Origin of the sequence: Pseudomonas sp. KBW05 (assembly GCF_003852405.1) — a bacterium.
Taxonomy (GTDB): Bacteria; Pseudomonadota; Gammaproteobacteria; order Pseudomonadales; family Pseudomonadaceae; genus Aquipseudomonas.
The window spans coordinates 103,957-116,826 of record NZ_QAJM01000001.1; the positions used below are offsets into that span (position 1 = coordinate 103,957).

Annotated in this window: 15 protein-coding genes; 6 read left to right on the forward strand and 9 right to left on the reverse strand. The window is 56.6% G+C overall.

The window, feature by feature from the left end; all coding sequences use genetic code 11:
• Positions 1–305: 305 nt before the first annotated feature.
• From DBR46_RS00520 to DBR46_RS00550, 7 genes are all read right to left on the reverse strand, one after another.
• Positions 306–4,076 carry a phage tail protein gene (locus DBR46_RS00520; RefSeq protein ID WP_124524535.1) on the reverse strand — a complete coding sequence of 1,257 codons (3,771 nt, stop codon included), beginning with the start codon at positions 4,074–4,076 and terminating at the stop codon, positions 306–308.
• Positions 4,077–4,135: 59 nt separating this feature from the next.
• On the reverse strand, positions 4,136–4,735 hold the full coding sequence (locus DBR46_RS00525; protein ID WP_124524536.1) for a tail assembly protein: 600 nt from the start codon (positions 4,733–4,735) through the stop codon (positions 4,136–4,138).
• A 47-nt stretch (positions 4,736–4,782) separates the two neighbouring features.
• On the reverse strand, positions 4,783–5,184 hold the full coding sequence (locus tag DBR46_RS00530) for a hypothetical protein (protein WP_124524537.1): 402 nt from the start codon (positions 5,182–5,184) through the stop codon (positions 4,783–4,785).
• 368 nt (positions 5,185–5,552) lie between these two features.
• The gene (locus DBR46_RS00535; RefSeq protein ID WP_122722359.1) at positions 5,553–6,014 is read right to left on the reverse strand and encodes a hypothetical protein; all 462 of its coding nucleotides are present in this window, start codon (positions 6,012–6,014) and stop codon (positions 5,553–5,555) included.
• Positions 6,007–6,582, reverse strand: a complete 576-nt coding sequence (locus DBR46_RS00540; RefSeq protein ID WP_122463349.1) for a hypothetical protein — start codon at positions 6,580–6,582, stop codon at positions 6,007–6,009. Before DBR46_RS00540 ends, DBR46_RS00535 begins: the two co-directional genes overlap by 8 nt.
• A complete protein-coding gene (locus DBR46_RS00545) occupies positions 6,579–7,442 on the reverse strand; it encodes a BRO family protein (RefSeq protein ID WP_124524538.1) in 864 nt (287 codons plus the stop codon). Before DBR46_RS00545 ends, DBR46_RS00540 begins: the two co-directional genes overlap by 4 nt.
• Before the next feature lie 67 nt (positions 7,443–7,509).
• On the reverse strand, positions 7,510–7,662 hold the full coding sequence (locus tag DBR46_RS00550) for an Arc family DNA-binding protein (protein WP_124524539.1): 153 nt from the start codon (positions 7,660–7,662) through the stop codon (positions 7,510–7,512).
• 63 nt (positions 7,663–7,725) lie between these two features.
• Between DBR46_RS00550 and DBR46_RS00555 the strand changes: the two genes are divergently transcribed.
• The 6 genes from DBR46_RS00555 (at position 7,726) to DBR46_RS00580 (ending at position 11,128) form a co-directional block, all read left to right on the forward strand.
• Positions 7,726–8,115, forward strand: coding sequence for an Arc family DNA-binding protein (locus DBR46_RS00555; protein WP_124524540.1), 390 nt, complete (start codon positions 7,726–7,728; stop codon positions 8,113–8,115).
• 21 nt (positions 8,116–8,136) lie between these two features.
• Positions 8,137–8,604: a hypothetical protein gene (locus tag DBR46_RS00560; RefSeq protein ID WP_124524541.1), complete on the forward strand. Its 468-nt coding sequence runs from the start codon at positions 8,137–8,139 to the stop codon at positions 8,602–8,604.
• A gap of 318 nt (positions 8,605–8,922) precedes the next feature.
• Positions 8,923–9,318 carry a GNAT family N-acetyltransferase gene (locus DBR46_RS00565; RefSeq protein WP_124524542.1) on the forward strand — a complete coding sequence of 132 codons (396 nt, stop codon included), beginning with the start codon at positions 8,923–8,925 and terminating at the stop codon, positions 9,316–9,318.
• A 400-nt stretch (positions 9,319–9,718) separates the two neighbouring features.
• Positions 9,719–10,240, forward strand: coding sequence for a hypothetical protein (locus tag DBR46_RS00570; protein ID WP_124524543.1), 522 nt, complete (start codon positions 9,719–9,721; stop codon positions 10,238–10,240).
• A 72-nt stretch (positions 10,241–10,312) separates the two neighbouring features.
• Positions 10,313–10,639 carry a hypothetical protein gene (locus DBR46_RS00575; RefSeq protein ID WP_124524544.1) on the forward strand — a complete coding sequence of 109 codons (327 nt, stop codon included), beginning with the start codon at positions 10,313–10,315 and terminating at the stop codon, positions 10,637–10,639.
• A gap of 234 nt (positions 10,640–10,873) precedes the next feature.
• The gene (locus DBR46_RS00580; RefSeq protein WP_124524545.1) at positions 10,874–11,128 is read left to right on the forward strand and encodes a hypothetical protein; all 255 of its coding nucleotides are present in this window, start codon (positions 10,874–10,876) and stop codon (positions 11,126–11,128) included.
• Positions 11,129–11,349: 221 nt separating this feature from the next.
• Here DBR46_RS00580 and DBR46_RS00585 read toward each other — a convergent pair whose 3' ends face one another.
• Positions 11,350–12,114, reverse strand: a complete 765-nt coding sequence (locus DBR46_RS00585; protein WP_124524546.1) for a C40 family peptidase — start codon at positions 12,112–12,114, stop codon at positions 11,350–11,352.
• 2 nt (positions 12,115–12,116) lie between these two features.
• Positions 12,117–12,869 carry a phage minor tail protein L gene (locus tag DBR46_RS00590; protein ID WP_124524547.1) on the reverse strand — a complete coding sequence of 251 codons (753 nt, stop codon included), beginning with the start codon at positions 12,867–12,869 and terminating at the stop codon, positions 12,117–12,119.
• Position 12,870: the final 1 nt, after the last annotated feature.

Here is a 12,870-nt window from a genome sequence, read left to right on the forward strand (position 1 = left end):
CGGGCTCAGTCCGATAGGACCCGTTGAGGTTGCAGGATTCCCAAAGTAAATAGTTACACCACCAGAAGAAACTCGCGGAGTGTATTGGATTGCATAGTTACTTTGCGCGGTAGTGTCGTACGCCGCGATAGGAATACAAACAGCAGAATGAGTTGATGGATCAATTCCGGGAATAGCGATATATCGAGTTCTCCCTGGCGCAGGAATGCCGGATCGGACTATCTCCGAATAGACAATCCGCACAGTGAAGGACGTTTCATCCAGCTCAAGGAGGCCAGTCGGCCCCCATGTCCGATTTCCAGAGATCATGCGGAAAGATCCCCCCACTGGTAGCGCTTAACGTCATTTTCATCGTAAACCTTGCCGCCACGGTTATTGATGGTCTGGCGACCACCGCCACCAGTCGCGCTATTCAACTCGAACTCACCGGTGACGAAGTTGATCATCAGCCCCATCCTCCCGGGAACGTAGTTTTCCGACTGGATGCTCTGGGTCAGCTTTGCCACACCGATTGAAGCGTCCTGAATGAACGCCGAGTTCATGAACACCTGCCCGCCCTGCACCACAAACGGCGTGGTGATCGCCCCGCCAGCAATGGTGTTCACCACCGCAAACCGATCAGCACTCACCACGAACTGGCTTTGCAGTAAGCCGTCGGCGTTCTGCTCGATGCCCAGGCCGATCCCCGCTGCCACGTACTGGCCGTTGGCGTTGACCTGCATCTTCACCGCCCACATTGTGGACAGCTTGCCGTCGATGTCTGCTGTAGCCCTGGCCGTGACCTGGATCGACGCCTTGTTCTTCCAGTCGTTGATGGCACTGGCCAGGTCGCCCTCATCCGAGCCGTCACGATCACCGCCGGCGATGGCTTCAATCGTGGTGGACTGGGATGCGATCGACTTGTTGGTATCAGCAAGCGACTGGGTGACGGTCTGGACGGCTGCCGAGTTGGTATCGACGTTGCTCTTAAGCTGGTCGATACGCTCAGTAGTTGCCAGCTTGTCGGTGGCCACCACCTGCTCCAGCGTGGTCAGTGCAGCCTTGTTGGCCCCCACCGCCGCATCCAGCGACGTAGTGCGCTCAACCATTGCCCGGTTGTCGGAAGCCTGTACCTTCACCTGCTGCGCAAACTTGGCGGTGGCGTCCCAACTTTTCACCGCGTCGGCAAGGTCACCCTCCCCGTCATTCTCGCGCCAGCTTGCCTGGAGCGATTGCAGCGCCGAGGCGTTCGCTGTGACCTTGCCGTCCACGGTTTCGATTGAAGTCTTGTTCTGCTGGATCTGGAGTGCCATGGCCTGGGTTGTTTGGGCAATGGTGCCCATGTTGAACCAGTACTCGACAGCGGGCGGCGGGGTATCCACCGGTACCGCCTTGAGTGCCTGCCACAGGTTCTGCCCCGTGCGAACAATCTGCCCGGTGGTGTAGGTCTTGGTCGGAACGTAGACCAGGGCGTCCGTTACGTGGTCGATCAGGTCTTCCAGTTCCTGCTTGGCTTGCTCCAAACGATCATTGACCGAGCCCGGACCGGAGCCGGAGATCAGCTCGATCTCCTCAAGCAGCTCCTTGCCCAATTCGGATTCGCCAATCTGGCCGGCGATCATCTCCAGAATCGGCGCAGCATTCGCGCTGGCCTGCCCCGGTACACCATTGACCACCGGATAGAACGGGCCGACGTTGCCGGTGCGGTCCACCAGGCGCGCCCAGAAGAAGAACTGCGCACCGGCCTTGAGGGCCTGCATGCTGTGGTTCGCCTGGGGGTAGGCCAAGTCGGCAAGCTTGGTGGCCACTGACAGGTCATTGGCTGGGCCGTACCACAGCTCGGTCCGCTGGGTGTCCTCGGCACCGGGCGGGAAAGCCCACCGGATGCCGATGCCGAACAATTCGCTGGTGGTGGTCAGGGACGCAACCGCAGGCGGCAGGCCCACCTTCCCTTCCAGATTGGTCAGGTTGGAGCTCTTCCAGATCGACGAAATTTCAAAGGCGCTCACCGAGCGAACCCGGGCCAGATAGGCGCCAGAGTAGATGCCGGTGAGGTCCACGCTCGTCGAACCAGTGCGCTGCAGCTTGATCCAGTTGCCGCTGTCCTTGCGCCACTCCACGTCATAGGCGATCGCACCCGAAACAGCAGGCCACGAGATGTTCATGGTGCTGATTGCCAGGCCTTGGTCCACGGAGTAGTTCGAGGTGATGCTAACGCTCGCCGGCGCCGGAACCACGGTGATGGGTACAACACTGATCGGACGATCCTCCAGGCGCGCGCCGGTATCGATGTGATCGAACTTGCTCGGGTCGTACTGCACGGCCGAGATCTCGAACACGCCGGCTTCCGGCCGGGCCACGCTCACCACGCGGTAAAGCGGGATGGCCAGGTCGTCTGCATCCAGCGCCCACACCAGTTCGCGCTCAGGCGGGACGGAGTAGGCCAGGGTTACGGTGACTTGCCGGCCGCTGACCAGTTGCACGGTGCGGCCCTCGCACTTGCCATCGGGCAAGTTGAGGATTAGCCGGTCGCCAGGCTTGGCCTGGGTGTCGCGGTCCAGGGTGATGACCTTGCCATTCACCGCCGAGATGCGTCCGCCCACAGAACGGCCGGCCAGCAGTTCGTCAGCAATAGGGATCACGTAGCCGGGCAGCGGGATACGCCCGTCGAGGCCGACCTTGAAAGTGACGGCGCGGTCTTTGGAGTTCGTGAGCAGCGCCCACTTACCGCGGCGCTGCGCCTCCGACTCACGGGTGCAGCCGATGGCGCTGATCTCCAGCGGGTTGTCGCCGTAGCGCCGCTGGAGCTTCGAATCCGTGACCGCCGTGACATCGGTGTCGTAGTTGTTGGCCGGGTTGTCGTAGCTGATCAATGCCCGGGTGTATCGCGTGCGCTCCGAGGCGCTGGAGTAGGTGAACTTGCCGTCGATCACGTTCGCCCTGGTATAGGCGAAGTCGAAGTCGGTGGCGCGCGGCATGTCCGCCAGCGTGAAGACCTGGCCCTGCGCCCAGTAGGTCATGCCACGGTAGATCGCCGAGATATCGCGCAGCAGCGACCAAGCGTCAGCCTTGCTCTGCAGGTTCAAGTTGCAGAGGAAGCGCGGTTCCATGCCGCCTTTTCCGTCCGGCACCAATTGGTCGCAGTATTGGGAAATACGATACAACTCCCAAATATCAACCATCCACGGCTTGATGCGACGGCCCAAGCCGAAGCGGTCGGCGGTGGTGATGTCGTAAGTCATCCAGACAGCATTGTCAGTCCATGCCTGCTTGAATGTACCGTCCCATATCCCGGTGTATGAACGCGACGCGGGGTCGTAGTTACTCGGTACCTGCATCTTCTTCAGCTTGGTCTCGACCGTGACGGCCGGGATGCTGCGGAACTGCTCGGCTGAAAATTCGATGTAGAGCAGCGCTGTATTTGGATAGCGAACCTTCGCATCGATCACCTCGGTGAAGCCGGCGATCTGCATGGTGTCGGAGATTTTGTTGTTGTTCTGGTTGATCGTCAGTCGCGTGATCCTCATCAGCCAGCCAGTGGTCGCCTTTGGAAGATCAATGCGGCGTGTTCGCTCGTACAGGCTGGTGGTCTTGCCGTCGACAGCCTCGCTCAGCACCTGCTGGTAGGTCCCACCATCGGTGGCCAGCTCAACCTTGTATTCAATGCGGTACCCATTGACGTTGCCGCTAGAGTCCACCGACTGAAGCGCCGGCCACGCGAAACGCACTCGTACTGCGGAGAGCTGGGTGTTGCTAATGGCTCGGACCCACGGCGTACCGCTGCGCAGCTCGGTATTGATCGTTGTCTCGTTCTCGATCGATGGAATGCCCTGGATATAGCTCTGATCCACGGCACCGGTGCGCCACTCCCACTTCACGTTCGGGAAGTTCATGTTGCCTTGAGGGTCTTGCAGGGGCGTGTTGTCGAGATAGATGTCTTTGGCAGTTGGCGTGCCCTCGAACTCACCCTCGCCCACGGCAATGAGCATTTTTGCGATAGCAACAGAGCGCAGACTGTCCGGGGCCTCAGTCGGCGTTTTTGGTTTACCTTCGCCGCCTTTGGCGCCGTGTATATCGATGTTTTGTGCTGCGCCCATGCTTTTCTCCAGGCAATAAAAAACCGCCTCATGGGCGGCTGCGATGCTTAAAGTGGTGTCTACATCTGGTCTTCGGCGTATATCGCGGCGCTAATAATCGCGCCGCCGACCCTGCGCTTGCCGTAGCAGAGCGGGACCGGGTTGCCGGATGCAGTTGTGTTCTGCGCCGAGCCAAATGCATATCCAGGCTGGTTTTCGGGCGCAGCGCTCATCTTGAGGCCTGCCGCCTGCGGACTAAGCATTTGGATTACGCCCCCAGCAGCACTACCGATACCGCCCGCTATGAGGGCTGCGCCTGTAGTTGTTGTCGACCCGAACGCAAAAAAACCTACCACAATCAATATGGCACCCAAAATGGTCTGCATCAGGCCTGCGCGCTTTCGGCCCGTAATTACCGGCGCTATACGGATTTCTCCGGAACCGCCAAATCCTAATTCTTTTTCTTCAAGATTTTTTGACCCTCGAAACACGGCAAACTCAATGCCGCGAGACTTGGCGTTCGACAGGAACCGCTCGAAGCCAGGGATCTGTACGCATAGTGCCTTGATAGCCTCGGCTGGGGACTTAACTGACAACCTGAAAGATCTTCCAAATTGCCTAAGCTGCCCATAAAGCAAGATGGTAGTCATCGGCTGATAATTAATTGCGAGTGCTGACATGGTTTTCTCCAGGCGAAAAAAAACCCGCTGTAGCGGGCTTAATGGGATCAATAAGCGGTAGCTGAAATATCTGGACCGCCGGGCGACATGGATATTCTTCTTCTCAAAACTTCTCCGCTTTTTATTTCGACATCGCGCTCAACCATCATCCCTCCCCCGCAAGCTGCGCTTGGCTTCGCGCCAAGCACTACTCGGCCGGCCTTAACACCAAACCTAGCCACCTCTCCCGAGGAGAATTCGGCAGCAAGCTCCCCATTGATATAGAAACGGTAATTGCATCCAGATCCAAACATCCCGCCATCTCGGGTAACAATGAGTTGAGCATCGGACTTTGTAGCGAAGGCATAAAGCCGAGAGCTTGGCACCGGATCGGCCTTGTCGGCAGATATAGGCGAACTAGAGCAGCCGACCAAGCTCAAAATAAAAAAGAATCCTACGAACAGTTTCATGTCGCTCCCTCGTTGAGAAATGGCGAGACTTTATCACCAAGCAGAGAGCAACACGAAAGCCCGCAATGCGGGCTATATCAATCGAAAACTTCTAACACTGCAATGCCTCCTCCAAGAAGAGACATTACGCTGTTATCAGCCCATACCAAATCAAACCACACCCCGCCGGACCTAGCCGCGACTTGCCGGACCAGAACCTGCCAGCGGCTTCTGCCACCGCAATGCCGACTGATTCCAATCGGCATTACGCTGTTGTCAGCCCTCACCTCGACATGCCCGACCTAACCAGGCCTCGCCCAACCTTGTCTCGCCACGCCACATGATGCGTTCGCACCGCAATGCCCTCTCATAGAAAGGACATTACTCTGCTATTGACCAAGAGCCTTTCGGGTCATGCCCTGGAGCGCGGAAAACTTTGCTACAGCGTCAAGGTTTGCACGTCGCTGATCATCGGTAAGCTCCGTTATCCTCAGATTCCTCAGCTTTTCTCCACTCCCGCGAAACGCCTTCCGGACATTCCGGCCCAGCTCACTTACCGCAACTTCTGTCTGCTCATGAGGCGGCACCCAGCGGTAACCACGGCCGCGCACAGACTGAAGGCAGACCTGATGATGCTTGAGCAAGTCCGATTTAAATGCCTCCACGTTCGCAAGCCATTCGAACTGACGCTCACGAAACTTCTCAACGGTCAGCGACTTCGAGTCAGTCATGGAAGGCATTCCGAAACGCGCCTCCAACCACTCATGCCCGACCAGATCGCCGTATTTGAATTCCTTGAGGAAGTCATCAACAGCTTGCTTGTAGCTTGGGTGCTTTGTCAGTTCAGACATATGCCACCTCGAAACGACCGAAGCGCGGCCGGTATTCACAGACGCCAATCAACAGTCCTGAGTCGGTGATCGCCTTTTTTGCTTCCTCTATGTTGAGTACGTCAGCGTTGATCGCGACTTCCAGCTCGACGCCCCATTCAAGAAAGATTGGCCGGTAACGCATGATCTTCGCCTGCCCAACCTTAACCCCGCGACAATCAACGAATCGCTGATCCTCCCAAAGAGAATCGGGAGTTGTCGGCCCAGAGAACTCCAGCTTTGCCTTGTCAGTCATTACGACCGCTCCGCGCTTCCATTGCGTGCCCAGCTTCTGAAGCTTCGCGCCAGCCAGGAACGTCGCATCGAAGTTAGCGCCGGGTACAAAGAATCCGAGCTTTTCATCGTGGTAAGCGCCGGCGATAAATTCAGAGCGAGCGATGGCAAGATGATCGTCGTCCGTCTTCTTGCGCTTTCCGGTCAATTCCTTATGAGCCTTTGTTGCGGGATTCAAAGGGTTGGCCAGCTTGTCGCTGTGCATCATCAGCGGAGACGTGCCGGTAATTTTTAGCGTGACAAGTTCCATGCTCATGCTGCGTCCCTCCGAGCAGCCTGGAAAAGAAATCGGCAGCGCAGATTTTCAGTAGCAAGCGCCACAAACTCAAACATTTCCGCTGTGGAGACTGGCATATCCCTGTCCACAAGCATCGACTGCATGAACTGCTGCCGGGTCAAAACGAACGCACCCATTGGCACGGGCGTGACCTGCCGATTGCCGTGATGGTCGGCGCTGACGAGATATCGCTCACACTCTCCAAGTTTGTCGGGGATATCGAAGGACTTGCCCTGCCCCTTCGGAATGAACTCACCTTCCAGGACGGCGTAGGCCGCGATGAAGTTGCACGCCGACTCGAACTGGCTTGCAGGTATCAGCTCAAGGCGCGGCACGTTGAAACGCGTGTGCACTGCTGAATAAATACGCGCGGAAGCACTGCGCTGAATGGATGCTGGAAGATGTGCCACTTTGTGGCGCGCCAAGCCTTTCAGGGCATTCGTCTCGGTCATGTCGACCAGGTCATCCATCAGCGTCTTCATTCTATTGCTGGAGTCTTGGTAGCTGCCCTGCTTGCGAATCGCCGGAAGGACTTCAGCAGTCACCCACTTCTTGAAGCGCTTGGCTTCAGCCTTGCGGCTGCGCAGGATGGCCGAGTAAAGGCCGGATTCGTTTATGACCAGCATTTCTTGGTCGCCGCCAGGGGTACGCACAATCTGCGTACCCTTTTCGTCTTCGTCCAAGTTTCGAGTCATGTCACCAGCAATACGGTACTCCAGGGCGGACGACACATCTGCCGCCACGAACCACGGCTGATCATCAATCAGCAGGGTCCGCACCTGTTGCTTGCCGAACTTGAAGGGGATGACATTGGATGTGGCTGTGCTAATATCGCTCATGACGTTTTTCCTAGTAGATTGACGTTCTGCTTCACAGGCCTCAAGCGTTGGCGCGCTTGGGGCTTTTTCATGCCTGTTCATTTTTCGCTTTTCCCTTGGCTTGCTGAATAATCTCAACCAGTTGCGCGTTCATCGAGCGGTTCTGCTCGCGCGCCTGCTGTTTCAACCATTCCATCAGCTCACCAGGGAATCTAACCTGCGTTCTTGCTAGATCGCTCATAACCCCTCCTTAGTGACACGCAGTCACTATACAGCCGATATTTCACAGTGACAAGATAGTGACATGGAAGAAATTTATAGATCTCAATTCCGCCTCCCCTACTCTCTTTATGAGCAGTTGAAGGCTTCCGCTGACAAGAATCGCCGCTCAGTGAACGCGGAGCTAATCGCGCGCCTGGAGCAAAGTTTTGAGGTTCAGCAACAAGATGCTGAGGATTCCCCTCGATTTAAGATCGATGGAGACGCCTTTAATCTTGGGAAATATGAGCCTGGGGCTGACGCAGTGAAATTTGCAGGCGGTCCGGCAGCCGAAAAGGAAAACTCCTTTATGGCGAGTTTGCTAGAACTGATTAATGAGTATCGCCCCGCAGAGCTCAAAACGTTGCCGCCCGATAACGCAAAACCCAAACCTAATACGGGGCCAGAGCCCCGCAAGCGCTACCCGAAGAAGTGATTGGTCCGACAAGGAACGTCAATGTCACCCAAAGAGCCCATACCAGAACCCGACAATTCCAGTGCCTTTTCGTCAGTCACGGTCTGCTTCGTGCCCAGGGCATTTGCCGCCAACACCCTAGCGAACCTCGGCCTGGTAGGCACCCTCTGCAAATACGGCGACAAAGAGTTTCGACGAATCGAAAAGCTGAAGTGCGACCTGTACTTCCCAGCCGGGACGTTTGTCGCTCTTGATCAGAATGGAAACATCGACAGCATCCATACCGGGTCTGACATCGGGCAGCTTGACCTGGCTTTCAACGACTACTTGAATTTCCTCATGGATGTTCGGCGGATCTACGAAGGGCCGGGCACCTACAACAAAAAACTTGAGGCCGTCGAGGCCATGACAACCGGCATGGGGCGCCAAGGGCATTCCCATGGCTACTTCATAGCCAAGCATGGCGGCGCGGGCCCGCTTCTCGACAAGTGTGTCCAGCGAAAGCGCTAGTATTCCCTCCCGCCTGAATCCACCATCGATAAGGAAATTTGTATGCGGAAATTAAGGTCTATAGAAACCGTCGGACTTAGCGTTCAAGAGATCCTCAGCGAGTTCAATGAGCGCGCGGGAGAGTTTGGCGTGACAGAGGAAAACCTCGTCTCCGTGAACGTCACTCCCCCGAGTAACCCCATCAAAATACTTGATGGCGATAAAACTAAAGACGCGCGCGTCCAAGTGACTATCATTTACTGGAGCGATCGATAGTCTCCACTCACTGACCCAAGCCCGGCCCGCCGGGCCTCGAACGCCACGCCAGGAGGCTCGGCCATGCTTAAACTAAAAAGAATCAGTGCCAAACAAGAGATCAGGAGTGCCGTACTTCAGGAGCGCTACTACAAAGGCTCAAGCCCAAAAACCCATGATTATATTGCGCTGTCGAACGATGCTGAGGCGGGGCTCCTTATCTACGAGGACTGGGGAACTCCCGTAGGTTTTATCTTCGAAATTTTCGTAGTCAGTGATTTCAGAAAACGCGGTATCGGGAACTGGATTCTGTCTCAAGCAGAGGTTGTTGCTGCTGAGCTTGGCAACACAAGAATCAGACTCGACGCAAGAACACTTGATCCAGAGCAGATGAGTCATAACGACTTAGCCACTTGGTACCAGAGCAAAGGTTATGTCTGGAATAACTCTAAAGTTGGCACGCTAGAGAAGGCGCTGTAACGTCAAAGCCCTTTTCATATCCGTCTCTGCTTTCCCTGCCTACCCATCCCATAGGATCGTTGCGTGTCAGAACCCAACCTCACTTTGAAATGCCTAGGCCGCACCAAACGAGGCGATGTTCTGGTTGGGCGCTACCATTTGGAAGTGACCGACATCCGAAGTGGCAAGACTGCGACTATCTCGGTCGAACCCAGGCACTCGGCCTCGGCGCGGAGCATGAAAAGGATCCTGCTAGAGCGGTGCATATTCTACAGGGCAACGCGCGCGGAGCACGACCAGGTGCTACTTGAGATTCTTGATCCGCTGACTGAAGCAATCCAAAAATAATCCTGCCCTAATAAGTTTTCACACTGGCTTACACCTACGCTGCACATACCCAAGGATGACAATGAAGAGAGAAATGTTCGCGAAGGACGTCGGTAAAAAGATCACGCAATTTCACCAAGCCTTCGACCGCGATGACGCCCTTCTAACGGCTGTGCTTCGAGGTCACATGATGATTGAAGAACGACTCCATGATGTGATCTCTGCGGGCGTTGCTCGTTATGCTCGCCCACACGACCGAAACGACATATTCACTTTTGGCACAGCAACAGAGCTTTGCAAATCAATCGCGGGACTGGCCGCCTCACCCGATCTTTGGGATGCTGTTAAATCACTAAACAACCTGCGGAACGCCTTGGGACATCGGAATGAACCGGCGCGACTAGGTTCGCTCTTGCTGAAATTCTTCAAGCAGAGCGAGCCGGTTGCTCTCAGCTTTTTTGAGGTGAGCGCATCCTATGATCCAGAGGGCGAAAACGAAAGCACGCACGCCATTGCTGTTCGTAACCGAATAACTGCGATGTGGACCGTTCTAGGGATTCTCGCTGACGACTTGGCCCGCGACCTGGATAGCGCGCTTGAAACTCGGCGGCATTGACAAGGCATACCTACCAACCAGACTCGAAAACCGACCATGCGCCGGACTGAGACCTTACTACCGGAGAAGGGAATGACTCCCGCGAAAAAAGCGATACAAATCACTAATGCACGCGTCCTTGTGAAGGCTGACTGCGATGCTGCAGTTGACACTGAAGCAAGCACAGAGGCTCTACGAAACGCAATTTCTGCCTCCTTGCGAGGATCGATCAGAGGCCTTTGGGCATCGTTATTTGCTTTTCAGCTCTTCCCTGAAGGAGAGGCTGCTAACCCTGACCATTTGGATCTTGTCGAACAACTGGAAGAACTTATCGCGAACGATGTAATGTCATTGCCCGCGAGTGAGCGCGACAGCTGCTTCAAGAATCTTGATGAGCTCGTGGCTATGCTTCAAATCTGATCTCTACGTTTCGTATCACGATGACGCCGCATGAGACCCGCTCAGCCAGGCGTAAATGGGTGAACTGCTAAACGGTTGAGTCTTGGTCATTCCCGCCTGTACGAATCCTCAGTAACCCCCGACCACCGGCCAGTAGTAGTCTCCTGCCACACGCAAGGATTTCCCAGCCCTACGCCTGCAAGCCCAAGGACTGGGGTAGCGCCAATATCGGCGCGTTTATTGAAGGAGCAAGACATGCGCCAAGGGCAAACCATTTTCCCCTACGTTTTAGTTACTGAAAGCGCGGCAGTTTCGACAAAAGCTCAGGATTTCGCCGTAGACGGAATGCAGAGCGGGTTCGGGCTTTTTACTTTTAGCTCAGAGAGCCAGCCTGACGAGCTCTTTACTGCTCTGAGCGAGGCGGGAACGGACTTTGCTTTAATTCGGGTATACGACAAAGCGATTCGGGGAGACGGTAACTTTATGAGGGTTTTCGGCCATATCAAATAGGCTGAGTTCTACCGCTACTCCAAATGACCCGGCCCTCTCTAACTTCAATCGTAGCGCCCTCGGTCATTCGGTAAGGGCCGCTGAGCAAATACTCAGCGCGCCCATCCTGGACATCAACTTCGACAGGATCGCGCTCTGGGTTGGCGAAGTTTCTGCGCCAGGCGATGGTAGGGGCAAACGGGTCTGGCTGAATCATGCGTATCTCCTGCGGCCATGCCGCGTCATGTTGGTTGTTTTGCGTCTTTGTGCCTGAGAATCAGGCGTGTTCGGTCGTTCCAGGGGCCGCCGTAGACAATGATCTCGGACGGCCTGCCATATAGGTGATGAAGCAGGAACGGGCCAGGCCCGAACGTGCATGACTCTTCACCAGCTAACGCAGGATCAGTACCCAGGTAAATCCCCGCGTGATTCGGGTGAACCGTTCGGCCGACATGCATGACTATCAGGTCACCGCGCTGCGGCTGGTCCACCTGCACAAAGCCGGCGGCCTCGTAATGCTGTTCGTACAGGCTTGCGTTCTCCGCGCTCTCCCACCAGCCATCAGTGCGCTGGAAGGTTTCAAACTCCAGTCCCCACTCCCGCTGATACCAGTCAGCGCAAACCTGCCAGCAGTCCCAGGCTCCGTGAACGAACGGGCGCTTGAGCAGCGGCGTGCTGCCGGTTGGCGTGATCGTGCGCAGATCGCCCTCCGGCCAGCTCAGGATATGCCAGGGCAACGCCGTGGCCTCACACATCGCCAGGTCGTGCGATGACGGCCGGCTGGTGGCGTCTGGGTGCGAATGAACAATACCGATCACCTCGCCCAGGTCTTCCGCCGCGGCGTAGTCCTCAGGATCTAGCCGAAACTCTTCGTTTGGCTCCGTGGCGATGTTCCGGCACGGGAAGTACTTCTGCGACCGCCCGATTGCCAACAGCAGCCCGCAGCACTCTTTCGGGTACTGGGCGGCGGCGTGCGCCTGAATGGCCGCAATAATGTGCTTGCGCATGATCAGCTCCGGGCAATGAGTGAAACGGCGGGGAATCCACCGAAGGCCAATTCGTTGTTCTCGCCAAACCGCAGCTTGCAGGACGACAGACAGCCCTTACACTGATCCTTCGACGGATCGTCCGTTGGGTTGTCCTCGTCGTCGAACATCACCGCGCCGGTGTAACCGCAGTCCGGCCCCCGGTAGCCATTGGTCATGGCCCAGTGGCAGAACGTGGTCATCTGCCGGCCCGGCAGCCCGTGGTTATCGATCTCGCCCGGGGAAGACAGCTCCCACACCACCGCCTCACCGTCCTCGCTGGTCTTCTGGTCGATGAACCAGATTTCCAGCGCTTCCTGGGTCGGATTCGCCGTTGGGTTCCCCTCCGGGAAGTTCGCCGCATCCAGGTACTGGACCAGGGTCTCTCGAACCGTCAGCTTGAACTTGAGCATGTCCTCGAACGCCAGGCACAACGCCGTGACGCGCCCGTTGATGTTGCCGGCGGCGAAGGTCGGGCGTGAGGCGGTGCCGTCGCTGCTGGAGGAAATGCCCTCGATCTGCACCGGCCAGGCAGCGTATTCCTCGCCCTGCCACCAAATCGACTTGGCCGGCAGGTCCTCTTCCGAGTGTTCGTAGGCCATCAGCTCTTCCGGCGTGTGCGGAATCGCGTGCCCGTGGAAGCGCAGGTAATCGGCGCCGTACTCGGTCCCGTCGATTTCAAACAGGCGAATCTCGCCGCCGGGCTCCAGTTTCTGGATGTCCGTGATCAGTGCCATG